Annotated in this window: 1 protein-coding gene; it reads right to left on the bottom strand. The window is 70.3% G+C overall.

Annotated features, from left to right (window positions below; all coding sequences use genetic code 11):
- A partial coding sequence (locus AB0I77_RS53955) for a S8 family serine peptidase (RefSeq protein ID WP_363290395.1) occupies positions 1-853 on the bottom strand: 853 nt, incomplete at its 3' end.
- Between the last annotated feature and the right edge of the window lie 197 nt (positions 854-1,050).

The raw sequence follows: 1,050 nt of genomic DNA, 5'->3' as shown, positions 1-1,050 counted from the left end.
GGATCTTGGCGTCGGGCGCCACGCCCTTGTACGTGCCGCCGGACTTGGCGCCGGTGCCGGCCGCGATGGACGCGACGTGCGTGCCGTGGCCGAAGTGGTCGGTGGCGTCCGTGGCGTCCGAGAAGTTCTTGGACTCGATCACCTGGTCCTTGAGGTCCGGGTGGGTCGCGTCGACGCCCGTGTCGAGGACGGCGATCTTGACGCCCTTGCCGGTGTATCCGGCCGCCCACGCCTTGGGGGCGCCGATCTGCGGCACGGACTTGTCGAGGCTGGCCTTGCGGACGCCGTCGAGCCAGACGTGCGCGATCCCGGAGGCGGCCTTGTCGCCGTTGGTGACCGCGTCCCACAGCTCGTGCGTGTCCTTGGCCGGGGTCTGCACGGCGTCCGCGTCGATCGCCTTGAGGCTGCGGCGCAGGGTGCCCGCGTCACGGACGTCGGACTTGGCGGCAGCGGCGCCGCCCTTGTACCCGACGATGACCTTCAGGCCGTTCTTCTGGGACGCGCGGGTGGTGGACCTGTTCAGCTCGGTGACGTCGAACAGCCGCTGGTCCAGCTTGCCGGTGGCGATCAGACGGGCCGCGTCGGCGGGGATGACGAGGGTGTGTCCGGCGGCCTTGCGGACCTGGAAGGGTATGTGTTCGCGCCCCTTGGCCCGGTCCAGGCCGACGACGCGGCCCTTGCCGTCGACGGCGACCCGGTCGCCGGTGATCAGGGTGATGCGGTGCTTGGCGGTGAGCGCCGGAGCGGCGGTCTGGGCATGCTGCTCGGGCTTCGCCGACGCCGGGCTGGTCATTCCCGCGGCGAGGGCGACGGCTGCGGCAGCGGCGACGGTTGCCGCGGCCACGCTTTTCACTTGTCTGCGCAAGACTCCCCCTGGGAGTTGGAGTACCGGGCGAATTCCCCGTTCACCCGGCCGGGGGCTGTCCCGTACGCATGCGCGTCAACCCCCCGGAACACGGAGTATGCCGGGGGGTGATCAGCAGGCTCAAGAGATGAGAGAACGGTGAGAGGCGGCAGTGGGAAATGTTACGTCGCCGGGGGAACTCCGTT

Source organism: Streptomyces sp. NPDC050619, assembly GCF_040654815.1.
Lineage (GTDB): Bacteria > Actinomycetota > Actinomycetes > Streptomycetales > Streptomycetaceae > Streptomyces.
This window is presented reverse-complemented; position numbering and strand designations above follow the sequence as displayed.